The following is a 26,002-nucleotide window of genomic DNA, read 5'->3' as shown; positions in this document are numbered from 1 at the left end:
AGCAGATGGATTCGATTCTGGTGACGGGCAACGGGCCGCTGAACGGTCAGATACCGATTGCGGGGGCCAAAAACGCGTGTCTGACGCTGATGCCCGCGACTCTGCTCAGCGAAGAACCGCTGACGCTGACCAACGCGCCGCGCCTCAGTGACATCAAAACAATGACGGCCTTGCTGCAATCGCTGGGGGCCGAGGTGTCTTCGCTGCAAGATGGCCAGGTTCAGGCGATGTCCAGTCACGATTTGACCAGTCAGACGGCCGACTACGAAATCGTGCGCAAGATGCGCGCCTCAAATCTGGTGCTGGGTCCTTTGCTGGCGCGCTTTGGGCATGCGGTTGTGTCACTGCCGGGGGGATGTGCGATTGGCGCACGCCCGATGGATTTACACGTCGAAGGTCTTGAGGCCCTGGGGGCCGAGATTGAACTGAAGGATGGATACCTCTACGCCAAGGCCGCTGGCGGGTTGAAAGGTGCCGTGCATGAAATGCGCTTTGCCTCGGTCGGGGCGACGGAAAACATCGTCATGGCCGCGACGCTGGCCAAGGGCACAACAGTCCTGAAAAACGCCGCACGCGAGCCCGAGATTGTCGATCTGGTCGAATGCCTGCGCAAGATGGGCGCGCAGATTGCGGGCGAGGGGACTTCGACGATCGAAATTCAGGGTGTCGACCGTCTGCACGGCGCGACCCATCAGGTAGTGACGGACCGGATTGAGCTGGGCACCTATATGCTGGCTCCGGCCATTTGCGGTGGTGAGGTAGAGCTGCTGGGCGGACGCATGCGGCTGGTTGAATCCTTCGCAGCCAAACTGGATGCGGCGGGTGTCAGTGTTGAAGAAACCGACAAGGGACTGAAAGTGACGCGCAAGAATGGTCGTGTGGCTGCGGTTGATGTAGTGACAGAACCTTTCCCGGGCTTCCCGACCGACCTGCAGGCGCAGATGATGGCGCTGATGTGTACAGCCGAGGGTGCCTCGGTGCTGGAAGAGCGTATCTTTGAGAACCGGTTCATGCATGCTCCGGAACTGGTCCGTATGGGCGCAGATATCGAGGTACATGGCGGGACGGCCACTGTGAAGGGCGTTGAACGTCTGAAAGGTGCACCTGTGATGGCGACGGATTTGCGCGCGTCAGTCTCGTTGATCCTTGCCGGGCTGGCCGCCGAGGGCGAAACAACAGTCAGTCGGGTCTATCATCTTGATCGCGGATATGAGCATGTGGTGCGCAAGCTGGAAGGCGTGGGCGCAAAGATTGAACGGATCAAAGGTTAATGACAGACGCAAGTTTTGAAGACGGGCGCGAGGCGCCGCTGAACCTTGGTGCCGAAGATGGCGATGACCTGCAGGTGATATCGACCCTGGCGCAGGACGCGATCTTTCCGGTCACCGAGATGACATGGAAGCCATCGCAGCGTCGCTTTGCCCTGCTGTTGAATCGCTTTCGATGGGAAGACAGGGACGCGGCGGCGCGGCGGAACCGGTCGTTCGAGCGGGTTCAGGCCGTTTTGATGTTCGATTCTGTTCTGTCTGTTGCCAGTCAGGGGATCGACCGGAGTGATCAGGACATGATCTTATCTTTGTTGTCGGTCGATTTTGAACCCGGCGAAGATGGCGCGGGTCATGTTTTGTTGACCTTGGCAGGTGACGGTGCAATCCGGCTAGCGGTTGAGGCGCTGGATGCTACGCTCAAGGACGTGACTCGCCCTTACAAAGCCCCGTCAGGTCACGCGCCACATCATCCCGAGTAGATGGGAAACAAGCGCGGTATCCCACAAGCGTTCAACAAGCAGCCCGACGGGTTAGAGCTGCGACGTGCGACTGTGTTTGATGTGTTTGAAATGAGCGATGTGCTTATACGCTCAATCACGCGCCTATGCGCTGCGGATCATGAAGACGATCCGCAGGTACTGGCAGAATGGACGGCCAACAAAACTCCTGAAACACTCCGAGATTGGGTTCAGTCTGGATCTGTACTCTGGGTTGCCGACTATGGTGGACAGGTCGCAGCGGTCGGTGGCCTGCGAATGGACGAGATCACTTTACTTTACGTTGACCCCAACCACACTGGTCGCGGCCTCGGAGTGGCTATGCTAAACCAGCTTGAGCAAGAAATCAATTCAGCCGGGCATCCCAAGGCCCATCTGGAGGCCACACGGACCGCGCAGGATTTCTATCGGAAGAACGGATGGGTGGCCACGGGTCAGTGCAGCGAACGCAATGACCTGTCGTGTTTTGCGATGCGCAAATCGCTGCACCCCACGGACTGAGGGTTGAGGCTGGCCCATCCCGGCGATATGTCCCGTTGAAACGCCCGGAGTGACAGATCATGCCCGTTTTCCTTGAGACCATATCGCCCGATTTCGAGGCCGCCTTTCAAGCGCTGCTAACTGCCAAGCGCGAAGACAGCCCCGACGTCGACGCGGTTGTTGCGCAAATCATCGAAGACGTACGCAGCCGGGGCGATGCGGCCGTGATCGAATTGACGGCGAAGTTCGACCGGCTGGAACTGACCCCGGACACGCTGGCCTTCAGCAAGTCCGAGATTGCCGACGCGGTCGCCACAGTCACGACACAAGATCGCGTCGCGCTGGAACTGGCTGCGGATCGCATCCGTGCCTATCACGAAAAACAAATGCCCGAGGATCGCGAGTGGGCGGATGATGCCGGCGCAACTTTGGGCTGGCGTTGGTCAGCTGTTTCCGCTGCCGGGCTCTATGTGCCGGGTGGGCTGGCGTCTTATCCGTCGTCTGTTCTTATGAACGCAATCCCTGCCAAGGTGGCTGGTGTTTCGCGTTTGGCGATCGCTGTGCCAACCCCGGACGGGCAGGTGAACCCGCTTGTCCTGCTTGCGGCGAAATTGTCAGGCGTTGATGAGATTTACCGCATCGGCGGGGCGCAGGCGATTGCCGCACTGGCCTATGGAACCGAAACGATTCCGCCAGTGGATAAGATCACAGGTCCGGGCAATGCCTATGTTGCCGCCGCGAAACGGCGGGTGTTCGGCAAGGTCGGGATCGACATGATCGCTGGTCCATCGGAAATCCTGGTGATCGCGGACAAGGACAATGATTCCGACTGGATCGCGCTGGACCTGCTCAGCCAGGCCGAACATGACGAAAGCGCCCAGTCCATTCTGATCACTGATGACGCTGCTTTTGGGCGATCTGTGGCGCAGGCTGTTGAAAAACGTCTGGAAACGCTGCAACGCCGTGTCATCGCAGGCGCCAGCTGGCGCGATTACGGTGCCGTCATCACCGTTCGCAATCTGGACGAGGCCGCGATGCTGTCCAATCGCATCGCGCCCGAGCATCTGGAGCTTTGCGTAGCCGACCCGGCGGGTCTTTGCGACAAAACCATTCACGCCGGTGCAATTTTTCTGGGCCAGTACACGCCCGAAGCGATTGGCGATTACGTTGGTGGCCCCAATCATGTGCTGCCAACGGCGCGGTCGGCACGGTTTTCATCCGGGCTCAGCGTGATGGATTTTCTAAAGCGGACCACGCTCAGCCGGATGACACCGCAAGCCTTGCGCATCATTGGTCCTGCCGCCGCGAAATTGGCGCAATCCGAAAGCCTCGAGGCGCACGGGCTGTCCGTTCAGGCGCGGCTGGACAGATTGAACGATTGAAGGCGCGCAACGTCTTTTGGGTGGTTGCCGATCGCGGCGTTGCCCCCTCGGCGCGCTTGGGTTAGGTCTGTTCTGATCTGAATGGACCGCACGAAAATGACCCGAATTACGCATATCGAACTGGACGACCGAAACCTGCCCCCGCCGACCCCCGAGATCGAGCAGGAGCGCAAGGTCGCCATCTTTGACTTGCTGGAAGACAACACCTTTGCGCTGCCCGCGCGGGACGACCGTGCCGTGCCCGATGGTCCTTACCATGTGCAGCTATCAGTCCGCGACAAGCGTTTGGTGTTCGACATCGCGACGGAAGCAAGCGAAAAAGCGGCGGAATTCCATTTGTCGTTGGGTCCGTTTCGACAGGTGGTCAAAGACTATTTTCAGATCTGCGAAAGCTACTTTGACGCGGTCAAAACCCTACCGCCCAGTCAGATCGAAACCATCGACATGGCGCGGCGCGGTATCCATAACGAAGGCAGCCGGGTGTTGCAGGAACGGCTGGAGGGCAAGGCCAGTATCGACACCGATACGGCCCGCCGTCTGTTCACGCTGATCTGCGTGCTGCATTTCGGAGGCTGACGCGTGAAGTCGTTGCCACAGTCCATCCTGTTCTGTTGCGATCACAATTCGGTTCGGTCCCCGATGGCCGAAGGCATCATGAAGAAATTCTATGGCACCGGCACATATGTCCAATCCGCAGGCGTGCATAACGATCTCGAGATTGATGGCTTCTGCATCGCGGTCTGTCAGGAAATGGGGGTGGAACTGTCGCGCCACCGCTCGCGGTCGTTTGACGAGATGCAGGAATGGGGCGACGACCTCAGTTCGTTTGATCTGATCGTCTCTCTGTCCCCCGCCAGCCAACGAAAAGCGCTGGAACTGACCCGTATTTTTCACCTGGATGTCGATTATTGGCCAATAATGGACCCTACCGGGATGGGCGAGACCCGCGAACAGAAGTTACATCACTACCGACAGACCCGCGATCAGATCGTACAGCATCTGAAAGGCCGCTGGGGCGAACCAACGGAGTGAGAATGAACCAGACCGTCAAAACCTATTTCGAGGCCTTCAATGCCAGTGATGTCGATGGCATGCTGGCTTGTCTGTCCGATGACGTGGCCCATCACGTAAACGAAGGGCAGATCCGTGTGGGCAAAGAGAAATTTGCCGCCTTCTGCGCCCATATGAACCGCTGCTATCGCGAAAATCTGACCGATATCGTGATTTTCGAAGCTCAGGACCGCACCCGCGCCGCTGCCGAATTCACTGTTAACGGTACCTATCTGGAAACCGACGAAGGCCTGCCACAGGCGCGCGGCCAGACCTACCGCTTGCCCGCCGGATCGTTCTTTGACCTCAAAGACGGCAAGATCACTCGCGTCACCACTTTCTACAATCTCGCCGACTGGACCAAACAGGTCTCTGATGGCTAAGGTCACCGATGTTCGCGCCCTGACGGGCGAGGCGCTGGGCGAGGCGCTGGACCACGTTGCTCTCCTGCGGATCGAGGTGTTCCGCGCCTGGCCTTATCTCTATGACGGCGATCTGGAGTACGAACGCAACTACCTGCAGGCCTACCGAGACAGCAACAAAGCGATCGTCGTCGGCGCCTTTGACAGCGAAACGCTGATTGGTGCATCAACCGGAGCACCCCTGGCCGATCACGCCGATGACTTCGCGGCTGCCTTCGACGGCAGCGGACTGGATATCAACGACATCTTCTATTGCGCAGAATCCGTCCTGCTGCCCACCTATCGCGGGCAAGGCGTAGGCCACAAATTCTTCGACCTGCGCGAGGCGCACGCCCGCGCACTGGGCTACCTCAAATGCGCCTTTTGCGGTGTCGAACGTCCTACTGATCACCCAATGCGGCCTGCGAACCATCGCCCGCTGGACGCATTCTGGAAGGCGCGAGGATATAAACCTCTGCCAGGAGTCGTCGCGCAGTTTTCCTGGAAGGATATAGGGGTTGAAGGAGAAACACTGAAGCCGCTGCAGTTCTGGATTCGGGACTTGTGAGTGTCCGTTACGCGGGAAAAACAGACTTTCGCCGCGCTTGCAATCTGTTGGGCAAGGCACGGACTAGTTGGCCACCAAGCAGAACTTCGCTGCTATCGCAGTGCGAAGCGCAATTAACGGCAGCTTTGCGAATGACAAGCGCTGAAATATAGCAGCTATTTCGTGGAAAATCCAAACGGCTTTGAGGCAGAAGGCAGATTCTACCTCTAGTTCTCCGATGGCGGCTTGCTTCCACTGCTATCCGTTTGCTCTGACAGGCCAGAGGGCTGCTCTTCATCCGTCCTGACGGATGACTGTCCGTCTGCCAAACTATCGGCAATCTTACGCAGAAGGTCTGCGATAGCCGCGTCAGCGGCCCTGTCTTGTTCCGTTGCAGCCTCTTGCGCTGTGGTCATTTCCTGTAGCTGCGACGTGAGCGCGTCGATTGAAACTTGCATTTGCTCCATCGTCTCTGTGTTCGCTCGAATAGCAGCGTCTTCATCGTCTGAAAGACGATCTTCTATTTCGAGCGCCACCATCATGAAGAAAGACAGAATGGTGATGATGTTGCACAGAACTTGCAACTGACGTGCGAGCCTTTGGCGCGTTGTCTCATCGACCGGCACTTGCTCCTGTTCCGCCAATGCCTCTTGCGCTTCGATGGTCCGGGCGAGCATTTCTTCGATGCTGCCGGACAGACCTAGTCCTATCTGCGCCGTCCCCGCAATGCTGCCGATTTGGCCAAAAGCCTGCATTTGCTCAGTAAGGCCGGTGGCAAGGATGTTGAAACGGTCCCCGAACTCTGCACCGAGTCCCAAACCTCGCAATGCATTTACACTGTCGAAAATTCGGCCATATTTACCGATATCTAAGGCTAAAAAAGCGGCCCCGATACGCGGTAGGTCCAGCGTTCGCGTAAAGCCAAGAGCATAACTGGACTCGAAGTCTTGCAAGATGCTGGGCATCAAGCCCAATTGCCGATCAATACCCAGAGACAGGCTGTCGACGATTTTGGATTGCCGCTCCATATCGACCGCCAAACGGCTGAAAGGACTGTCAAATTTCAGGTCGTGCAAAATTGACGTTGAAACTCCAAAAGACGCACGATCTATTCCCATGGTCAGACTGCGTAACCCAACCGGGTCCACGATGCGCTTCAACAGTTCAGACTGACGCTCCATGGCTGCAAATACGCTTGGCACACCTAATCCAAGAGCGGCTTTCTGGGCCGCTCCGATGCTGCCCAAACCAGAAAACGAGTCTTTGAACTTACGGCGCTGCCGTTTGTCCGTATCCGCGCGTTCTTCATCGCTCATTTCCACGCTTAGCTTGGAAATATCGAACCTCTTGGGTTTCTCATCGTCGGAATTTTTATCACTCATCGTCTATGTCTTGCCATCGCTGCGCCGCGCTACACTCTATATAGTGGTTGCCAACATCGTTTACTAGCAATGAGGAGGCGAGTTTGTGGAGCCCGACACAAAGGCAACTTTTCGAATTCTGAAGAACCCATATCGAATACGCAGCGAACTTCTGCTTGCAGTCGTAGGTGTTTTTCGCTGCAGTAGCGAAGGCCACAGAGCTGCCGTTCGCGGCGGTTGCAGCACATGTCGCTTCGAATGGCAACAATGCGCAGTATATTGGACATTGCAAAGTCGCGAGTCACAGTGCCGCCTGCCCAGTCAGGCAGCCCAAAGCCGACAACCATCGACTCGGTACACCTCAAAGTTCAGATACCCCATTCCTGCCGTTTATGCATCGCGTAGCAATTTTTAATGGATAAGGGTGTCGTGGACAATGAGACCCCAGATGCTAACCAGGGCCTCAGTAGTTATAGCGATACCTATTCCGCTGGCATCGTCGAGGTTTCCGGATCAATTGTTGAAGCAACGCCTGCGGCCTCGCGCCGACCATCATTCCAGATGGCCTTGATCAAAGCGATGCACATAAGAGCCATCACAATCGAGAACGGCAACGCCCCAATCACCATTGCGGTCTGAATTGCGCCGGTGCCGCCAGAAATCAGCAATCCACCGACGACCAACGCCAGCGCAGCGCCCCAGAACACGATGTGAGGGCGTGCCTTGGGGCCTTCATCACCTGCAGCGTTGATCGTGTTGACGATCAATACCGCAGAGTCAGCTGACGTCACCAGGAAAGTCATCAGCAAAACAACGATGACTACCGCCATACCCCAGGCCAAGGCCTGTGCAATTGGGGCTAGCATGAATTCGGTCATGGCAAAAATCTTGTCGCCATTCGCCGCATCCAGGATCACGCCATTCGCGTCGCCGTTCAGTTCCAAATCGATCGCTGTGCCTCCTGCCCAAGCGAACCAGACAAAGCACATCAGCGAGGGAACAATCATCGCACCCAACACAAACTCGCGTATTGTACGACCCCGAGAGATGCGCGCCAGGAACAGTCCGACAAATGGTGCAAATGCGATCCACCAGGCCCAATAGAACACTGGCCACCAGCCCTGCCATTGAGCAAGCAGGAAGGATTCAGATCCTTCGACGCCATCAGATGCGTAGACGTTGAAGCTCAGCCACGGCAGAGCGACCAGGTAATCCCAGATCCCTACAAAGAAGGCACTTGCTCCGAAGAACGTCGCACCAAAAATGATGAAGAAGCCTAACAGGAAGATCGACAACACCATGTTGATATTCGACAGCCATTTGATGCCTTTGCCAACGCCGGACAACGCCGACAATGTCGAGGCCCCCATGATGACTAAAAGCGCAACAATGATCCCAAGCGTCGTCGCTGAGCCATCAGCATGTGCCAATCCCCCAATCCCGATTCGCGTTAGACCCGCAACGAACTGCTCGACTCCGAACCCCAGCGTTTGAGCAACGCCAAGGATAGTAGCAACAACGGCCACAATGTCGATCACGTGACCGAGGTTACCGGACAGCGCTTTGCCAAACAGCGGCGTCAGCGACGACCGGATCGTCAATGGCAGCCCGCGCCGATAGCTGAAGAACGCCAGCGAAAGACCAGCAATTGCATAACACGCCCATGCGCCAAGACCCCAATGCAGATAGGACCACACATAGGCAGTTCTAACGTTGTCCGCATCGAGCGCCGTTGTGATACCTTGAATCACCGAGGGGTTGTTCTTGAAGTGCGCGACAGGTTCCGCAACGGCCCATGTCAGCATCCCGACACCGATCCCGGCGCCAAACATCATCGAAAACCAAGAGAAGTTGGAAAATTCTGGTTTTTCCCCTTCCACACCAAGCTTCAGACGCCCTCCGGTCGGCCAGATTGCCAGCCCGATACAAACTATAACAAACGCGGTTACGACCCAGATATACCAAGCGGCAAACTGGGCCAGAATGGCCGCGTTCCAATCGCCTAAGATTCTGCCAGCTTGAGTGGGCCACACAATACACCAGACCACTAGTAAACTGATAATGATCTTACTGATTACCGTCACGTTGACGCTGAACCCCCGATAGAAACCGTTTTCAGCGGTTTTTATCGGAAGTTCTGATAGTGGAGGCTTAACTGCCATATTCTTTTTCTCCCTGTTGCTGATCAAGCGAGTTGCAAGATCAAGTTGCTTCGACTTCAGCACCAAGCCGTGTTTGGATTAGTGGCAAACCATGTTGCCTAACTGAGGCAATAAAAAGCGGCAGACTGAACTGTGCATGCACGATCTGTTGAATGGGGATCGGCCCGCCAGTTAAGGAAATCACTACGTCCAACGATGCAGTCAGCCGCCTTGCCTATTTGCATTGCTTTTGCAGTCTGGATTGTCTGATTGCGCCACCACCCGGTCATGACTCGATCCCGTCTCTTTTTTGTCCGGGCGGCAATAAACACCCTGTGACAGAGTTTTTGGTACATATTCGAGTAGTTTTGCAGTAGTTCAGTAATTATGGATGACATTAATAAAAATAATACCAACCTCAGCCGCAACCTTGTCGCCCTCTATGCGTTTGAATTGGTCGCGAAGCATGGAAACTTCACAAGCGCCGGAGAAGCGCTTGGCTTGACGCAATCTTCGATCTCTCAACGGATCAAGGGCTTGGAGATCGATCTGGGTGTGGTACTTTTTAAACGAGAACACCGTGGCGTTTCACTAACATATGAAGGGCTCAGGCTTCTCAACGTGGTCAAACCTGCAATGACTCAAATGGGCTATGCGGTTGGTTCATTGCTGGAACGTAAATCCAAACCGAGGGTCCGGATTTCTGCCGACTTCGCCTTCTCTACGTTTTGGCTGCTACCGCGTCTGGCCTATTTACGTGAAGAACTTGGGGACGAGATTGAAATTCAAATTCTGGCATCTACTGTGCCACCGGGCCTGGACGATACGGATTGTGATATACAGATCCATGTAGCACCTATAAGTCAGGTTAAGCCTGGTGAAATTCTACTGTTGGAAGAGATCGTCGCAGCAATTTGCAGCCCCCAGCTATTAGAAAAGATAACACCAATTCGATCTTCAGCAGACTTATTGGATGTGCAATTGCTAAGTTTATCAAAACCCGCAACTGCCGAGTGGCAAACTTGGCAGGGTTGGTTTGATAGTCTAGGCATTGCAGGCGAAAGAAAGAAAAATTACATCAGCTTTAACAACTACGACATGGTCACTCAGGCTGCGTTAGCAGGGGATGGGGTCGCATTGGGTTGGATCGGTCTAATAGATGGCTTGCTCAACAAAGGTTCGCTGGTGCAAGTGACAGATGATGTAGTCATAAGTGACGCAGGCTACGTCATGTCGCGGGACCAGACCAATTTGGGACGCGGCCCTCGAATGGTATTCGACTGGATCGCGGAACAGGTTCTTTCGCCTCATTCGTACTAGTGCTCAGCATCAGCGATGAAGTCGCGTCTAGCCATGCCAATGATACTGCGCCCGTACCCGCCAGTGAATGACTGCTTCCAACCCGACCGGTAGGAACCAACCTGAGAAATTAATTGTTAGTTGGAGGTCCGCTCTGGACTGGAACCTGTCGACCGCACCCGCAGCATCGAAGCCAAACCGCGACGGCAGGTAAGGGCTCGCCATCGCAGACATTCGAATGTTCACAATAAGGAGCTATTGATTGAATACGTTCGAAGGTGGATGCCGCTGCGGCAAACTGCGGGTCAAAGCAACGGGGCAACCGTATCGCGTAGGGCTTTGTCACTGCCTTGATTGTCGCAAACATCATGGCGCCGTGTTTTATGCGGCTGCGGTGTTTCCCGAGGGTGCTGTGGAAATCACCGGAACCTCGCACAGTTATGCCGGGCGGTATTTTTGCCCCACATGCGGATCGTCTGTGTTTGCCCGAACCGGGGCCGAAGTCGAAATACACCTTGGATGTCTTGACGCGCCCAACCAACTGAGGCCGACTTACGAAAGCTGGACCGTCAGACGAGAGTCGTGGTTGCCCGAGCTCGCCTTTATGAAGCAGTATGAACGAGATCGCGATGCAACCGGGCGCAGCGAAGAACAGGAAAAGTAGCGCTTATCCGTACGGCGAGATCTCGCCATGGAACTCTTCGTCTCCTAGTTGAGATTGTCCAACAGACGGTTCCCGTACATCGTTGAACCCAAAGACTGAATCGGAGGATTAGGATGCATATTGGTCGACTTTCAGGACTACTACTTTCTGCCATTGCCTTTGCGACACCCGTTTTGGGCCAGGAAACTGCGGATGCGGTCTCACCTGAAGGTGCATCAGAGGGGCAGGTTCATGCGGTGACGGAAGAAGTCATTGCCGCGCTCGAGGCAAAGGCAGCAGGTGTTCCTGTCGTATCCGATGACTGGATGGTGGCGGCGGCCAACCCATTGGCGGTCGAAGCCGGGGCTAAGGTTTTGCGGGCAGGGGGTTCGGCTGCGGATGCGATGGTCGCTGCCCAGGTTGTGCTTGGACTGGTCGAACCGCAGTCTTCTGGCTTGGGCGGTGGCGCATTCCTTGTCTGGTACGACGCGGCCAGCGGGCAACTGACGACTTTGGATGGACGGGAAACCGCGCCTTTGGCTGCGACCCCGACACTGTTTCAGGACGATGATGGCGAGCCGCTGGCTTTTTTCGATGCTGTTGTTGGCGGTTTGTCCGTCGGCACACCTGGCACACCTGCGCTGTTGGAAGAGGCGCATCGCCGGTGGGGTCGGTCCCCGTGGCCAGGTCTGTTCTCCGATGGCATCCGACTGGCTGACGAAGGTTTTCTGGTTTCACCTCGGCTGGCCAGCCTGGTTGAAATCGACGCAGAGAGGCTGTCGCGCTTCCCTGCAACAGCCGCGTATTTCCTGCCCGGCGGTGAACCGCTACAGCAGGGCCAGCGGCTGGTGAACCCGGATTACGCGGAAACCTTGCGCACACTGGCTGCCGATGGATCCGCGGGGTTCTATGGCGGAGAGATTGCGTCTGGAATTGTCACTACTGTTCGAACCGCACCCGGCAATCCTGGTGTTCTTTCGGGAACGGATCTGGCGCTGTACCAGATCATCGAGCGTGACGCCGTCTGTGCCGCTTATCGCGTCTACGAAGTCTGTGGCATGGGTCCGCCGTCGTCCGGGGCGCTGACCGTCGGGCAGATACTTGGCATGCTGAACAGCTATGATCTGGCCGCGATGGGGCCTGAAAATGCCGAAACTTGGCGGCTGATCGGTGAAGCATCTCGCCTCGCCTTTGCAGACCGCGGTCGTTACATGGCTGACAGCGACTTTGTGCCCATGCCAACCACGGGTCTGGTTGATCCGGATTACTTGTCCGGGCGGGCAGAATTGCTGAATGCCGAAGGCGCGCTGGCCGAAGTGACCCCCGGCAATCCTGAATTCGATCATGCGCTGAACTGGGCAGACGATGCTTCGCTCGAGCTGCCTTCGACCTCGCATATTTCGATCGTGGATGCCTATGGCAACGTGTTGTCGATGACGACGACCATAGAAAACGGGTTCGGTTCACGCCTGATGACCAACGGGTTCTTGCTGAACAACGAGATGACCGATTTCTCGTTTAGAACACATCGCGACGGTGTGCCTATTGCCAATCGGCTTGAGCCGGGCAAACGCCCGCGGTCGTCTATGAGCCCGACCATCGTAATGCGGGACGGTGCGCCGGTTCTGGCCATCGGGTCACCGGGTGGAAGCCGCATCATCGGCTATGTCGCCAAGTCAATCATCGCTTGGGCGGATTGGGATATGGATGTGCAACAAGCCGTATCGCTGCCGCATCTGGTGAATCGGTTTGGGACCTATGATGTGGAACTTGGCACCGCCGCGGAAGGATATGCAGACGCCCTGATCGAGATCGGTTTCGAGGTGAATCCACGCGACTTGACCTCGGGTCTGCATGCCATCGAAATCGGGGAAGGGCTGAGCGGTGGTGCAGATCCAAGGCGCGAAGGAATCGCGCTGGGCGAGTAAGACACCCCAACTTGTGGGTATTGCCCCAAGGCAGCGGGCCTTTTAGTCATGTATTTAAAGGCCCGCCATCCATGCGGGCAAGGGGGGATCATCATGGTGCAAGCGACTGCTTTGCCGCGAAACGAGTCCGGGATCGAAACTGCAATTGGTATTCTGAAGCAACGCTTCGGTGGCCGGTTGCAGACCGGTGCCGCAATTCGGGAACAGCATGGCCACACCACCACCTGGATAGAAAACCAAAGCCCTGACGCCGTGGTTTTTGCACACACGACCGAAGAAGTGTCAGACATTGTCAAAACCTGTGCTGCCCATAAGGTGCCGGTTATCGCCTTTGGCACAGGCACATCGCTTGAAGGACATGTAAATGCGCCAGCGGGAGGAATATCGGTTGATCTGACCGAAATGAATCAGGTTCTGGCAGTGCATTCTGAAGATCTGGATTGTGTGGTACAGCCCGGCGTCACGCGTGAGGATCTGAACACACACCTGCGCGATCAGGGCCTGTTCTTTCCCATCGATCCTGGCGCCAATGCATCGTTGGGTGGCATGGCGGCGACCCGGGCGTCCGGCACCAATGCTGTGCGTTACGGAACCATGAAAGACAATGTGCTCAGCCTTGAAGCGGTTATGCCGGACGGGCAGGTTATCCGAACCGGGCGCCGCGCCAGAAAATCCTCGGCCGGATACGATCTGGCCCGGTTGATGATCGGCGCCGAAGGAACGCTGGGCATAATCACCGAGTTGACCTTGCGCCTGCACGGTATCCCTGAGGCGATCAGTTCAGCACGGTGTTCTTTCCCGACCGTTGATGCCGCATGTCAGGCGGTAATGATGACAATCCAGTATGGGATTCCGGTGGCGCGCATCGAGTTGTTGGATGAAATGTCGGTCAAGGCTGCCAATGCCTATTCTAGTCTGACATTGCCTGAAACACCTCTGCTGCTGCTTGAATTTCACGGATCCGAGTCTGGTGCCGCGGAACAAGCGGAGACCTTTGGTCAGATTGCACAGGAATTTGGGGGCGCGGATTTTGCGGCCACGTCCTCGACAGAGGAACGAAACAAGCTTTGGCAGGCGCGCCACGACATGTATTGGGCCAGTCTTCAGTTGCGCCCTGGCGCGCATGGGATGTCTACGGATGTCTGCGTGCCGATCTCTCGGCTGGCCGAAGCCGTCGGCGCCGCTCAGGACAAGGCAACCGAACTGGGGCTGATCGCTCCGATTGTGGGGCATGTGGGTGACGGAAACTTCCACACACTGCCGCTTATCGATATGGAAAATGCAGATGAAATCGCCAAGGCCAATGAGTTTGTGGGATGGCTAAACGATCTGGCCATTTCGATGGAAGGCACATGCACCGGCGAACACGGTATCGGGCAGGGGAAACGCCCCTACCTGATCAAGGAACTTGGGGCAGCCACACAGTACATGGCAGCGATTAAGGCGGCACTGGATCCCGACAACATTATGAACCCCGGAAAAATCCTGTCTGACTGAATGAAAGACGGTTTCCAACTCCTGTCCGTTTTGCGCCTTCAAAACGACCGTTTTCTAAGTTGATTTCGGTCCAAACCACTACGGATGGGAATCTATGAGCGCTAAGTATCTTGCTGGACTGGCGGCCATTTGTGGCCTTGTCATCGCAGGGCTGGATTATCACCAGCAGTACAAGAAGTCGGAAGGGGGGCTTAGCCTAGAAAGCTACCTCAACTCTGTCTCGTCCCGAGTGTTCGGAGATGAGGTGATCGACGCCGAAACCAGAGCATTCTTGCCAGATGCCCCGGATGGCTGGTCTCGCCGCGCTCTGGCTGAAGGGGGCAACGCACCGCTGTGGACGGGAACTTCGGGACCGGAAGCGACACAAGCAGCGGCGCGTGGATGGATCTACGCCAAGGATGACGAGATCATTTGGATCGAAGCCTTTCGAAATGACTTGCTAAAATCCAAAGGTGTTTTGAGTGGAATGGCCGAGGTCTCAGCGAGCGAAATAGCGTATCAGCAGGAGTATGAGGGCTTTGCTGTTTCGGGTGGCGTCGGTTTCGCAGAGATGGAGTTTCCATCCTGGCAAGAGGCGTCTGCCTTCAGGGTGTTTGATGGTTGGATCGGTTTTGACGACGAAATACAGATCAGGGTGCGGGCGGTCGCATCGGACGCCTCGGTGCGGGCCTTGCTGGGCGCGATAAACTATGACGGCTTGAATGAGATACTGAATACGCCGGTCCCAACGGTCGGGACAGATGTGCAAGTTCAACCGGAAAATGAGGTCGCGCTGGCGGCTCAGATGATGGAGCTGCGAAGGGCGATGGTTCAATTGCGGGCCGAGTCCGCGAAGGAACGCAACTTGAACTCGGATGAGGCGGCGCAGCTTATCAACTCGTTTGTCGAAAACATCGCCCCGGGCGCGACATTGGACGCAACTGGCGACGACGTTCCCGACTATGACGCCCTTATACAGACGACTTATCGGAGCGCATTAATTCTGATTATGGAGAATGACAGGTCTCAACAAGCGCCCGCGACAGAAGGCGGCAAGCTGACCTGCAAGACAGTTGGAACAAGAAAGCTTTGCCGCTCCGACGACTGATACACGCTCAAGTAAGGCTGATTTACGACCCGCATTTGATATGTGGGTCGTTTTTTTCATATCACTGGTCGGATGAATGTCGCGATTGCCTTCGCAACTGCGCCATATGGTGTCAGCTGAATTCAAGGGGAGACGCCCGGTTATGAAAACCCAAGTCAAAGCACTGGTTGTTGGCGGCGGCGCCATCGGAACTTCGATTGCCTATCACCTGGCAAAAGCGGGCTGGGATGACGTGATGCTGATCGAAAGGGATGAGTTGACCTCTGGCTCGACATGGCACGCGGCGGGTCTGCTGCCGTTGTTCAACATGTCCTATGCGACGACCCACATCCACAAATACTCGGTCGATTTCTACAAGCAGTTGGAAGAAGAAACCGGCCTGAACGCCGGTTTTGCCGTTGTTGGCAACCTGCGTATGGCGCAGACGCAAGAGCGTATGGACGAATACATGCTGTACGCCTCAACGGCTGAGACGTGCGGCGTGCCCTACGAATGGCTGACACCGGATGAGATCAAGGCGCGCTGGCCGCTGATCAATACCGAAGACCTGAAGGGCGCGATATATCACAACACCGATGGCTACATTAACCCGGCGGATGTGACACAGGCGATGGCCAAGGGCGCGCGCCAGCATGGTGCCGACATTGTGCGTAAGGTGCAGGCCGACGCCTTTCATTGGAACGGCACCCATTGGGAAGTCACTTGCACCAAGATGGTCGAGCAGGGCGGTAATCTTGTGCCCGGCGACGAGCAGGTTGTAATCACGGCTGAGCATGTCGTGACGGCCTCGGGTAACCACGCGCAGCGCACTGCCAAAATGCTGGGCATCAAGATGCCTGCGATCCCGGTCGAGCATCAGTTCATTGTCATGGACAAAGATCCGGCGCTGGTTGAGTACCGCGCCAACGGTGGCGCGGAACATCCGGTGATTCGTGACGCCGATGCGCAGTCTTACGTCCGTGAAGAACGCGGCGGTTGGATTCTGGGTGTCTATGAAAAGAATGCGCCAGCCTGCTTTGAATATGGTGTGCCTGACAGTTTCCGCGCTGATCTGTTCCCGCTGGATCTAGAGCGGATCGAAGAGCAGTATATGGCCATGATACACCGCGTTCCGTCCTGCGAAGAAAGCGGTCTGAAGGACGATTTCAACGGTCCGATCTGCTACACGCCAGACGGCAACCCGCTGGTTGGCCCCGCTCCCGGACTGCGCAATATGTGGCTGGCCGAGGGTTTCTCATTCGGGATCACCGCAGCAGGCGGCACCGGCTATTATCTGGCGCAGATGATGGTCGATGGAGAAGCCGAGATCGACATGGCCTCGCTGGACCCCAAACGGTATTCCAGCAACTGGATGACCACCGAATTCGCGGCCCGCAAGAACGAAGAGTGCTACGACCATGTCTACATCCTGCACCACCCCGACGAAGAGCGACCGGCAGCGCGGCCTCTGCGGACCGCTCCTGCGTTCGATCGCCAGAAGGCACGCGGCGCGCAATTCGGATGGGTGAACGGTTGGGAACGACCGAACTACTACGGACCGCTTGATGCGCCGGAAAACTTCGACCATGACGCGCGATCTTTCCGTCGCGGTGGCTGGTGGCAATATGCCGTCGAAGAGGCCAAAGCGATCCGTGAAGGTGTCGGTCTGATCGACGCGACCGCGTTCACCAAGCATGTCATCAAAGGCCCCGGTGCGACCCAATTCCTGGATTGGTTCACCTGCAACAAACTGCCCAAGGTCGGCCGTATCAACCTGACTTATGCGCTAACTGCACATGGCACCACGCGCACCGAATACACCATCGTTCGCACCGGTGAGAACAGCTACTACATCGTCTCTGCCGGCGCATGGACCGAATACGATGCTGACTTCCTGCGTAAGGCGGCCGAAGACAAGATGGATGAGTTCGGCTATGTCGAAATCCAGGACGTGACCACCCAGTGGGGCGTCTTTGCCATCGCCGGTCCCAAATCGCGTGATGTTCTGAAAGAGGTCATCAAAGACGCCGATCCCGAAACCGCGCTGTCAAATAAGCGCTTCCCCTGGCTGTCGGCCCGTCAGATCGAACTGGGCATGTGCCCTGTCAATGCGATCCGTGTGGCCTATACCGGTGAATTGGGTTGGGAATTGCATCACCCGATGGAGATGCAGAACTACCTGTTCGACCTGCTAGAGAAAGCGGGCGAGAAGCACGGCATGAAGCTGGTTGGCGCCCGCGCGCAAAACTGGCTGCGCCAGGAGAAGTCCTATCGCGCATTCGGTACCGAATTGGGTCGCGATGCAAACCCGTTGGAGGCCGACCTGCCGCGCTTTGTCGATCTGAACAAAGAATTCCACGGCAAGGACAAGATGGTCGAAACCGGCGTGCGCGTGAAGTGTTGCACTTTGTTGATCGACGGGCCGGACGATGCCGACCCGTGGGGCCGCGAGGTGCTCTACACTCCAGAAGGCGAGCGTGTGGGCCGTTTGACATCGGGTGGCTATTCGGTGGCTTTTGAGAAGTCCATCGGCATGGGTTACGTCACGCCTGATCTGGCCGTCGAAGGCACCAAGTTGAAGGTTAAAATGCAGGACAAACTGTGGGATGCGGTCGTGACCTGCGACAGCCCCTACGATCCGAAAAACGAGGTCATCCGTAAGGACGGCTAGTTTGCCTCGGGTTTAAACCAACGCAAACAAATCAAAGCCCGCTTAGGCGGGCTTTGTTGTGACAAACGCCAAATTGTTGGCAGGCATCTCGATGATGTCGAGCAGTTCCAGACTGCAAGACAAGAACAACTCGGTGATGTCGTTGTCGTTCTTGTACCCGATCTCAGGGTCTTGCTGGGTCAGAGCATCATGAAACCGTTTGTCGCCTTCGCTGGTGAGTTGCCCTGCGCGTTTGAAGGGGCCGTACAAGATGAAACGGCCACCCGGTGCCAGCGCCTTGGCGACTTCAGCGACAAGGACTTCCGTTTCCTCCCAGCCAATCAGATGCAACAGGTTGACCAATATGATCAGGTCCTGCTGCGAAACCCGTGAATGCCATCCCGGTGAAGTGGCGTTCAGTTCGGCTGCTGCAGCCACATTGGGCAGGATACTTGCATAAGCGTCGATGCTGGCGCGGCGATCAGTATCGATTTCTGTGGGTTGCCAAGTCAGATCAGGTCGATGTTCAGCAAAAGCACAAACGTGTTGGCCTGTGCCGCTTGCGATCTCAAGCGCTCTGCCCCGCTGTGGGGCATGGGCGCTTATTAGCTCACATAAGGCACCTGTATTCCGGGTTGCGGCCGGTGCAACCATTTTGCCGTCATCTGCTGCGGACGCGACGCTAGCTGAAGGGGGAAGGGTGCGTTTGATCATCTGTTTAACCGTTCCGGAGTAAGGAGCGAGATGAAACGCTGATCAATCTGCGGCTGGTTCCCTGTGACCAGATCGGCCAAAAGCTGAGACGCCGCGGGTGCAGTTTGAAATCCGTACCCCCCTTGTCCCGCTGACCAGACAAACGAGGGCTCCGCGGGATCAGGGCCAAGCACCAGAGTGCCGTCGGGGGCGAAACTACGCAATCCAGCCCAATTGCTTTCCACGCGTGTCACCTGTTCGGTCATAAGTTCCTCGTATCTGGCAAGACCTTCCGCCAGCACCATATCGTCGGCAAAGGCGTCGTGCGGTGTAACCGGATCAGCCTCGGACGGTGACACCAGCAGTTTGCCAGCGTCCGGTTTTGCATACCATGTCTCACCAGTGCCCAGCATCATAGGCCAAGTCGAAACGTCGTGCCCACCCGGGGCAGGGATGCGGGCCATTGATCGACGGCGAGGTGTTATGCCGATGGGCGGTACACCAGCCAACGCCGCGATTTCGTCCGCCCAAGCTCCGGCTGCGTTGATCAGATGACGGGCTTCGAACACCTGTCCGGCTTCGACCGTCCAATGGGTGCCCTTTTGTATCCGGGTCACTTCACATTTGGTCAGAACAGCGCCGCCGTTTCGGCGTATGACCCGTGCGAAATCCTGCAGCAGTCGGTCTGTATCAATGTCGAATGCACCCTCGCTGATAGCGGCAAATCCGACGATATCCGTGTTAAGGATCGGAACCCGCGAGAGGGCTTGATCCACTGACAGGCGTTGCATGTTCAGGTCTGCACAATCGGCCTCGAAGACTTCCGACTGATGATTGGCACCGACCAGCATCAACCCGCGCGGAGTCAAGTATCCGCCGTTTTCGGATCGCAAATACTGCGCCCCAGCTTTGTTAAGCGCAACGACTGAAGACGGGCCATAGCTTTCTTCGAACAGGGCCGCAGACCGACCCGAGGCGTGATAGCCCAATACGTCTTCGGCTTCGAGAACTGTTACAGATCCATGCTCTGACAGGCGCGCGCCAGCGCTTAGTCCGGCGATGCCGCCGCCGACAATCAGAAAATCAATCATGTTTTACTTCAATACCAACTGGTTCTGCTCCGGTGTTCCTATCGGCAGGTGAGATGCGTAGTTGGACCTTGCTAGGTTTGGAAGGACCTACTACGCGCCTCGGAAACTATAAGCAGGCTTGAATTTGACTAGCAACCCATCCAAACAAGGAGAAAGCATTAGCAGGAGGATAGGGTGAGCACCGCAGAACTGCACCCAATGGCCACAGGACACATTCCATCCTACGTGGTCCAAGCGGACGGAAGTGATTTTCTATTCACATTCATGGTCGTTTTCACTGTTGCATTGATTATTTTGATCGGTGTGGCGTATTTCACCCTGCATTCGATTCCGGAAAAAATCGCACATGAATCCAATCACCCGCAATTCCAGCTGGTGGGCATTCTGGCGCTGTTGGCGTTGTTTACCCATAACGGGCTGTTCTGGGTGGCTGCTATTCTTGTGGCCGGTTTCCAGTTCCCTGATTTTGCCGCACCGTTGCGATCGATTGCCGATGCGATCCGATCCTTAGCCCCGCAACGTACACCCGACCCGTTGGTCGAGGATACGGCGGCAGAATACGCCGAACCCACCGCGCCGCAGGAGCAGTAAGATATGCTTGAAACAATGATGTGCGCGCTGATTACCGTGCTGCCAGACTATCTGTTCCGCCGCTATGTTCAGGGCAAACGGATCGGGCATGAAATCACCCTGTTTACCATGTGGTATGAATTGCGATGGGGGTTGACCACCTGTGCCATTCTGGCGCTGACAGTGATCACCACGCTGTTTTACTTTCATCCTGCATCCAAAACCGCTGCGTCGTATTTCCGCACTGTCACGATCCTGCCGCAACTGGGCGGGCGGGTGTCCGAGGTTTATGTTCGCAACAACGAATTGGTAACTGCAGGACAGCCGATTTTCCGGATCGAGGATTTCACCCAGACCGCACAGGTCGAATCCGCACATGCTCAGATCGCGCAGGTTCAGGCCTCGTTGAAAGTGGCTGAAACAGATCTGGCGGAAGCAGATGCTGGGATCGCCGGGGCGCGCGCCGCGTTGGCGCAATCGCTAGAGGATCTGGAGCGCAACACCACGCTGCGCGATGAGGGGTCGAGCGCGGTGCGTTTGGCTGAAATCGACCGGCTTGAAAACCTCGTGGCTGAACGTAAGGCGCAGGTCGTAGCCTCTGAATCAAAGCGGGCTGCCGTGGTTCAGCAGATCGAAGAACTGATCCCGGCGCAACTGGCGAGCGCAAACGCGCAGCTGGATGCTGCCCTGACTGAGCTTGACAAGACGGTCATCAACGCTGGCGTGACTGGGCGGATCGAACAGTTCGGGTTGCAAGTGGGGGATTACGTCAGCCCGTTGCTGCGCCCCGCGGGTATTCTGGTGCCGTCATCCTCTGGGCATAACAGATTTCAGGCTGCATTTAACCAGCTCTCTGCGCAGGTTATCAAACCCGGAATGATTGGCGAATTGGGCTGCATGACCAAGCCTTTCACCGTCATACCTATGGTTGTGGTCGAGGTACAGGACGTGATCCCGTCAGGGCAAATTCGACCATCGGATGAATTGCGTGATGTGCAGGCCAATAAGGTGCCTGGCTCGATCCTTGTGTATATGGAACCTTTGTACGAAAGCATGGCCGAGGACATTCCTCCGGGCAGCAATTGCTTGGCGAATGTCTACACCGACAACCACGAAAGGCTCGAACACGAGGACCTTGGCTTTTGGGAATCCGCTTTCCTGCATGTGGTCGACACAATTGGCGTTGTCCATGCGGCGGGGCTGCGCCTGCGTTTGATCCTTATGCCTGTGAATACGCTTGTATTGACCGGACACTAACGCAATCCGACCCCAGCTTTGCAGCCGGGGTCGGGTTTGAATTGTGGTGGTATTGGCGACCTACGTCTCTACAGCGCCGCTTTGAACAGTGCGGTCAGGTTGTCTTCCGTCAGTTCAATCGGGTTGCCGCCGCAAGACGGGTCGACCAATGCGCCCTGTACGAGCTCTGGGATCGAGGTTTCGGTGACGCCCAGGTCTGACAATCGCCGGGGGATGCCTAGATTGTCGTTGAGATCTTGTGCAAAGGCTCGGAACCCGTCAAAGCCGCCCTCTATTCCCAGATATGCGGCCACTGTGTCGAACCTGCCCGCAATAAAAGGAGCGTTGAATTCCAGCACTGATGGCATGCAAACGGCATTGGTTGTGCCGTGATGGGTGTTGAATACAGCCCCGACAGGGTGGCTCATCGCATGGATCGCACCAAGACCCTTTTGAAAAGCGGTAGCGCCCATTGCTGCTGCACTCATCATCTGCGCGCGCGCCTCGATATCGGTGCCGTCGGCATAAGCGCGCGGCAGGTATTCTTTGACCAAACGCATGCCTTCCAGCGCAATGCCCTGACTCATCGGGTGATAATGCGGGCTCGAGAACGCCTCGACGCAGTGGGCAAACGCGTCCAACCCGGTGCCTGCGGTGATGAATTTCGGCATGCCTACGGTCAGTTCAGGATCACAGATCACGACCGTGGGTAACACCTTGGGGTGAAAAATGATTTTCTTGGCATGGGTCGCGGAATTGGTGATGACACTGGCGCGACCGACTTCGGATCCGGTTCCTGCAGTGGTTGGCACAGCAATGATCGGAGCAATCACATCTGCATCTGCGCGGGTCCACCAATCCCCGATATCTTCAAAGTCCCAGACTGGTCGATTCTGTCCCGCCATAAAGGCGACCATCTTGCCCAGATCCAGGCCCGAGCCGCCTCCAAAGGCGATCACGCCGTCATGGCCACCCTCATTGTACGCTGCAACGCCAGTCTCGAGGTTCTTTTCATTGGGGTTAGGGTCCACATCGCTGAATAAGCCCCGGCCCAAACCCGCAGCTTCCAGGATATCCAGGGTCGTCAAAGTGATCGGCAGATCGGCCAGCCCTTTGTCGGTCACCAGCAGGGGTCTCTTCATCCCAGCCGCTGCACAAGCCTCGGGTAGCTCCTTGATACGTCCTGCACCGAACTTAATCGCGGTGGGATAGGACCAATTTCCAACAAGTGTCATGTCAGATTTCCTTCATCATTAAGGCCTGCCCCGGCGAGGGGGTCTTTCCGTGGCAGGCAGGTCGCTCTTAGCTGGTGACCTTTTTCAAGTGGTAGGATTTGGGACGTGTCAGATTGTGATAGCCGATCGCGGACAAGCCACCGCCACGCCCTGTGTTCTTGCAGCCGGTCCAGCACAGACCGGGATCCAGATAGTCGGCCCGGTTCATGAACACAGTGCCGGTCTCGATTGCATCACCAACATACGCCGCACGATCCACGTCGCTGGTCCACAGGCTGGCAGTCAGGCCAAACTCGCTGTCATTCATCAATGCGATGGCCTCTTCATCCGAGGCTACCTTCATGATGCCAACCACCGGCCCAAAGCTCTCATCCCGCATCACTCGCATATCGTGGGTCACGTTGGTCAGGATTTGCGGCGTCAGATAGGCGCCGCCGTCATCCTCGGGGAACGTCTCGATATGTGCGACTGCACCTGCCGCGATGGCCTCAGAAATCTGCGCCCGCACCTCATCGGCAAAGCGCACATTGGCCATCGGGCCGATCGTCGTGTTGCTGTCTAGCGGATTGCCCAGCTTGTATCCTTTCACAATCGCACCAGCCCTGGTGACAAAGTCATCATACAGGTTCTCATGCACATAGATCCGTTCGATCCCACAACAACACTGGCCCGAGTTGAACATCGCCCCATCGATCAACGTGTCGACCGCCGCATCCAGATCGGCATTCTCCATGACATAGCCCGGGTCCTTGCCACCCAATTCGGTCCCGACCCCGGTGAAGGTGCCTGCGGCGGCGCGCTCCATCGCCTGACCACCACCGACTGATCCAGTGAAGTTCACAAAGTCAAACGCGTTGCCTGCGATCAGATCATTGGCCACGTCATGAGGCAGAAACACATTCTGAAACGCATCCTCTGGCACGCCCGCCGCATGAAAGGCTTGCGCCATACGCTCGCCCACCAACAGCGTTTGCGTGGCATGTTTCAGAACAACCGTGTTCCCGGCAATCAGCGCAGGTGCCACGGTGTTGATCGCCGTCATGTAAGGGTAATTCCACGGCGCCACGACAAAAACCACGCCGTGGGGAATACGCTTAATGTAACGTTTAAAGGTCTCGTCCTCGCCCACTGCGATATCCGCCAGCGAAGCCTCAGCAATCTCTGCCATGTGGCTGGCACGTTCATTGAAGCCGCCGAACTCACCGCCGTACCGAACAGGACGTCCCATCATATGGGCCAGTTCTGGAACGATTTCGTCGTTCATTGCCCCAATAGCAGCGACACCCGCCATTACAAGATCAACGCGTTCCTGCAGCGGCCGCGCCATCCAGTTCCGTTGCGCGGCCCGAGAACGCGCCGCAACCTCAAACGCTGCATCTCGTGATAAGACCTCACGCTCTGCAAAAACCGATCCGTCGATCGGTGAGATGCATCTCAACATCTGACCCATGGTCTCTCCATATTCAAATTGAAACAGAACCCTGCTTCATCTGGCCATAAATATCCCGGGGTGTGCGAGGGGCTGGCCCCTCGCTCCCAGGCTCAGGCCCGCTCAAACCCGCGGGCAATTTCCCAATCCGTCACCACACGCTCGAATTCCTCGATCTCAACTTCGGCCGCGCGCGCATAGTGATCGACCACTTCGTCCCCCATGGCCGTACGCAACATCGCCGAACCATGCAGCGCATCTCGCGCTGCGCGCAGGTTGCCCGGGATCATACCCGTCTCGCCCTGATAGACATCGCCCGTGGTCGGTGGCTGCAGCTCCAGCCCTTCTTCGATCCCTGCAATCCCGGCCGCCAGCATCCCGGCCATCGCCAGATAGGGGTTCATGTCCGAGCCTGGAATTCGACATTCCACCCGAACCGCTTTTGTGCCATCGCCGCACAGACGGAACCCCGCTGTCCGGTTGTCCACGGACCAGATGATCCGGGTCGGTGCGAAGGTGCCTTTCATGAAGCGTTTATAGCTGTTGATGTAGGGTGCCATGAACGCCGTGTAATCTGGTGCGTATTTCAGCAAACCAGCCATGTAGCTTTTCATCAGCGCGGACATGCCCAGATCATCATCTGGGTCATAGAATGCGGGCTTGCCATCTGCCCAAAGCGACTGATGCACATGGGACGAACTTCCCACCTTGTCATGATGCCATTTCGGCAGGAACGTCGCGGCATGGCCATGCTGCCAGGCAATCTCTTTCACTGCGTTTTTGGCGATCGAGTGATACTCGGCCGTGTCCATCGCGTGTGTGTATTTGATATTTAGCTCTTCCTGCCCGGTTTCGGCCTCACCTTTGGAGTTTTCCACCGGAATGCCCGCATCCCATAGATGGTTCCGGATCGGACGCATCACATGTTCTTCTTTGGTGGTCTGCAGGATATGGTAATCCTCATTGTAGCCCGAGATCGGTTCCAGATTGCGGAAGCCTTCATTGCGGATCTGATCAAAGCTTTTCTCGAACAAAAAAAACTCCAACTCGGTCGCGGTCATCGCATCATAGCCCATGGCTTTTAGACGATTGACTTGGCGTTTCAGGATCGACCGAGGCGCATGCGGGACTTCTTCATGCGTGTGATGGTCCAATACATCGCACATTACCATGACCGTGCCCTCAAGCCATGGTACCGGGCGTAGGGTGTCGAGATCGGGCTTCATGACATAGTCGCCATACCCCCGTTCCCAACTGGTCGAGGCATAGCCGTCAGGCGTTCCCATCTCCAGGTCGGTGGCCAGCAGATAATTGCAGCAGTGGGTCTCTTCCCATGCGCCAGCCACAAAATGACCTGCATGAAACCGCTTGCCCATCAGGCGCCCCTGCATGTCAACCAAGCAGACCAGAACTGTGTCTACAGTCCCCTCAGACACCTGAGTCTTGAGATGTTCGAACGTGAGCATGTGCCACCTTTATCCTTGCCGACGTCAACTCGTCGGCTGTTCGTTCTGTTTGACCCGCCCCGAAGGTGGGGC

General features: G+C 56.5%; 23 protein-coding genes. 16 read left to right on the top strand and 7 right to left on the bottom strand.

Going from position 1 to position 26,002, the window contains the following annotated elements; all coding sequences use genetic code 11:
* The first annotated feature begins 5 nt into the window (after positions 1 to 5).
* The 8 genes from murA (at position 6) to Q1B21_RS03670 (ending at position 5,646) form a co-directional block, all read left to right on the top strand.
* The gene (gene murA, locus Q1B21_RS03705; protein ID WP_299886009.1) at positions 6 to 1,271 is read left to right on the top strand and encodes a UDP-N-acetylglucosamine 1-carboxyvinyltransferase; all 1,266 of its coding nucleotides are present in this window, start codon (positions 6 to 8) and stop codon (positions 1,269 to 1,271) included.
* Entirely contained in the window at positions 1,271 to 1,747 is a 477-nt protein-coding gene (locus Q1B21_RS03700) for a DUF2948 family protein (protein WP_298936909.1), read from the top strand. Before murA ends, Q1B21_RS03700 begins: the two co-directional genes overlap by 1 nt.
* Positions 1,748 to 2,266 carry a GNAT family N-acetyltransferase gene (locus Q1B21_RS03695; protein ID WP_299886005.1) on the top strand — a complete coding sequence of 173 codons (519 nt, stop codon included), beginning with the start codon at positions 1,748 to 1,750 and terminating at the stop codon, positions 2,264 to 2,266.
* 59 nt (positions 2,267 to 2,325) lie between these two features.
* Positions 2,326 to 3,627: a histidinol dehydrogenase gene (gene hisD / locus Q1B21_RS03690; protein WP_299886002.1), complete on the top strand. Its 1,302-nt coding sequence runs from the start codon at positions 2,326 to 2,328 to the stop codon at positions 3,625 to 3,627.
* Positions 3,628 to 3,723: 96 nt separating this feature from the next.
* Positions 3,724 to 4,203, top strand: coding sequence for a UPF0262 family protein (locus tag Q1B21_RS03685; protein ID WP_299885999.1), 480 nt, complete (start codon positions 3,724 to 3,726; stop codon positions 4,201 to 4,203).
* Between the two features lie 3 nt (positions 4,204 to 4,206).
* Positions 4,207 to 4,659 (top strand): low molecular weight phosphatase family protein, encoded by a 453-nt coding sequence (locus Q1B21_RS03680; protein ID WP_298936906.1) that lies wholly within the window; start codon positions 4,207 to 4,209, stop codon positions 4,657 to 4,659.
* Between the two features lie 2 nt (positions 4,660 to 4,661).
* Positions 4,662 to 5,060 (top strand): ketosteroid isomerase-related protein, encoded by a 399-nt coding sequence (locus Q1B21_RS03675; RefSeq protein WP_299076805.1) that lies wholly within the window; start codon positions 4,662 to 4,664, stop codon positions 5,058 to 5,060.
* A complete protein-coding gene (locus tag Q1B21_RS03670; protein WP_299885995.1) occupies positions 5,053 to 5,646 on the top strand; it encodes a GNAT family N-acetyltransferase in 594 nt (197 codons plus the stop codon). The genes Q1B21_RS03675 and Q1B21_RS03670 overlap by 8 nt, the downstream gene beginning before the upstream one ends.
* 206 nt (positions 5,647 to 5,852) lie before the next feature.
* Here the strand turns inward: Q1B21_RS03670 and Q1B21_RS03665 are convergent, their stop codons facing one another.
* Both Q1B21_RS03665 and Q1B21_RS03660 read right to left on the bottom strand, forming a co-directional pair.
* Positions 5,853 to 7,007 (bottom strand): hypothetical protein, encoded by a 1,155-nt coding sequence (locus Q1B21_RS03665; protein WP_299885992.1) that lies wholly within the window; start codon positions 7,005 to 7,007, stop codon positions 5,853 to 5,855.
* A gap of 461 nt (positions 7,008 to 7,468) precedes the next feature.
* Positions 7,469 to 9,148 (bottom strand): BCCT family transporter, encoded by a 1,680-nt coding sequence (locus Q1B21_RS03660; protein ID WP_299885989.1) that lies wholly within the window; start codon positions 9,146 to 9,148, stop codon positions 7,469 to 7,471.
* A gap of 366 nt (positions 9,149 to 9,514) precedes the next feature.
* On the opposite strand from Q1B21_RS03660, the gene Q1B21_RS03655 reads away from it, so the two are divergent.
* From Q1B21_RS03655 to Q1B21_RS03630, 6 genes are all read left to right on the top strand, one after another.
* Positions 9,515 to 10,447 carry a LysR family transcriptional regulator gene (locus Q1B21_RS03655; RefSeq protein ID WP_299885986.1) on the top strand — a complete coding sequence of 311 codons (933 nt, stop codon included), beginning with the start codon at positions 9,515 to 9,517 and terminating at the stop codon, positions 10,445 to 10,447.
* A gap of 241 nt (positions 10,448 to 10,688) precedes the next feature.
* Entirely contained in the window at positions 10,689 to 11,090 is a 402-nt protein-coding gene (locus Q1B21_RS03650) for a GFA family protein (RefSeq protein WP_299885983.1), read from the top strand.
* A 113-nt stretch (positions 11,091 to 11,203) separates the two neighbouring features.
* Complete coding sequence (gene ggt, locus Q1B21_RS03645) at positions 11,204 to 12,997, top strand: gamma-glutamyltransferase (protein ID WP_299885980.1); 1,794 nt, start codon at positions 11,204 to 11,206, stop codon at positions 12,995 to 12,997.
* Between the two features lie 93 nt (positions 12,998 to 13,090).
* On the top strand, positions 13,091 to 14,494 hold the full coding sequence (locus tag Q1B21_RS03640; protein WP_299885977.1) for an FAD-linked oxidase C-terminal domain-containing protein: 1,404 nt from the start codon (positions 13,091 to 13,093) through the stop codon (positions 14,492 to 14,494).
* A 94-nt stretch (positions 14,495 to 14,588) separates the two neighbouring features.
* Complete coding sequence (locus tag Q1B21_RS03635; RefSeq protein WP_299885974.1) at positions 14,589 to 15,581, top strand: hypothetical protein; 993 nt, start codon at positions 14,589 to 14,591, stop codon at positions 15,579 to 15,581.
* 142 nt (positions 15,582 to 15,723) lie between these two features.
* Positions 15,724 to 18,231: an FAD-dependent oxidoreductase gene (locus Q1B21_RS03630; protein WP_299885971.1), complete on the top strand. Its 2,508-nt coding sequence runs from the start codon at positions 15,724 to 15,726 to the stop codon at positions 18,229 to 18,231.
* A 42-nt stretch (positions 18,232 to 18,273) separates the two neighbouring features.
* Here Q1B21_RS03630 and Q1B21_RS03625 read toward each other — a convergent pair whose 3' ends face one another.
* Both Q1B21_RS03625 and Q1B21_RS03620 read right to left on the bottom strand, forming a co-directional pair.
* On the bottom strand, positions 18,274 to 18,924 hold the full coding sequence (locus tag Q1B21_RS03625) for a DUF938 domain-containing protein (protein WP_299885968.1): 651 nt from the start codon (positions 18,922 to 18,924) through the stop codon (positions 18,274 to 18,276).
* The gene (locus tag Q1B21_RS03620) at positions 18,921 to 19,994 is read right to left on the bottom strand and encodes an FAD-binding oxidoreductase (protein WP_299885965.1); all 1,074 of its coding nucleotides are present in this window, start codon (positions 19,992 to 19,994) and stop codon (positions 18,921 to 18,923) included. Before Q1B21_RS03620 ends, Q1B21_RS03625 begins: the two co-directional genes overlap by 4 nt.
* Positions 19,995 to 20,192: 198 nt before the next feature.
* On the opposite strand from Q1B21_RS03620, the gene Q1B21_RS03615 reads away from it, so the two are divergent.
* Together Q1B21_RS03615 and Q1B21_RS03610 are read left to right on the top strand one after the other, a co-directional pair.
* A complete protein-coding gene (locus tag Q1B21_RS03615; RefSeq protein ID WP_299886746.1) occupies positions 20,193 to 20,585 on the top strand; it encodes a hypothetical protein in 393 nt (130 codons plus the stop codon).
* 3 nt (positions 20,586 to 20,588) lie between these two features.
* Positions 20,589 to 21,821 (top strand): HlyD family secretion protein, encoded by a 1,233-nt coding sequence (locus Q1B21_RS03610; protein ID WP_299885963.1) that lies wholly within the window; start codon positions 20,589 to 20,591, stop codon positions 21,819 to 21,821.
* A 68-nt stretch (positions 21,822 to 21,889) separates the two neighbouring features.
* Here the strand turns inward: Q1B21_RS03610 and Q1B21_RS03605 are convergent, their stop codons facing one another.
* The 3 genes from Q1B21_RS03605 to Q1B21_RS03595 form a co-directional block, all read right to left on the bottom strand.
* Positions 21,890 to 23,035 (bottom strand): iron-containing alcohol dehydrogenase, encoded by a 1,146-nt coding sequence (locus tag Q1B21_RS03605; RefSeq protein ID WP_299885960.1) that lies wholly within the window; start codon positions 23,033 to 23,035, stop codon positions 21,890 to 21,892.
* A gap of 67 nt (positions 23,036 to 23,102) precedes the next feature.
* On the bottom strand, positions 23,103 to 24,485 hold the full coding sequence (locus Q1B21_RS03600) for an aldehyde dehydrogenase family protein (RefSeq protein WP_299885957.1): 1,383 nt from the start codon (positions 24,483 to 24,485) through the stop codon (positions 23,103 to 23,105).
* 92 nt (positions 24,486 to 24,577) lie between these two features.
* Positions 24,578 to 25,930 (bottom strand): glutamine synthetase family protein, encoded by a 1,353-nt coding sequence (locus Q1B21_RS03595; protein WP_299885955.1) that lies wholly within the window; start codon positions 25,928 to 25,930, stop codon positions 24,578 to 24,580.
* Between the last annotated feature and the right edge of the window lie 72 nt (positions 25,931 to 26,002).

This window comes from uncultured Ruegeria sp., from assembly GCF_947504215.1.
Taxonomy (GTDB): Bacteria; Pseudomonadota; Alphaproteobacteria; order Rhodobacterales; family Rhodobacteraceae; genus Ruegeria.
Note: the sequence above shows the minus strand (reverse complement) of the source record. Positions and strands in the feature narration are given on the sequence as shown.